The following is a 209-nucleotide window of genomic DNA, read 5'->3' as shown; positions in this document are numbered from 1 at the left end:
GATTGAAATCACATCGGGCAGATGGTCGCCCATTTTGGGAACGCGCAACGTGGCCGTGGGATTGACCGAAGAGAGACCCTCGCGAACCATGAACCGGTGAAACCCCTTGACGGCGGAAAGCGCTCGGTTCACCGATGCATCCGCGGCGTGGTCGGCGCGCTTGGCGGCCACGAAATCCTCCACATCGCGGCGAATCACATCATCCGGGC

General features: G+C 61.7%; 1 protein-coding gene. It reads right to left on the bottom strand.

Annotation, left to right across the window (positions count from 1 at the left end; genetic code table 11):
• Positions 1–209 (bottom strand): site-specific integrase (locus HJY11_RS14800; RefSeq protein WP_208076590.1); only part of this gene is annotated, 209 nt, incomplete at both ends.

It is taken from the genome of Bittarella massiliensis (ex Durand et al. 2017) (assembly GCF_017566145.1).
Lineage (GTDB): Bacteria > Bacillota > Clostridia > Oscillospirales > Ruminococcaceae > Bittarella > Bittarella massiliensis_A.
This window is presented reverse-complemented; position numbering and strand designations above follow the sequence as displayed.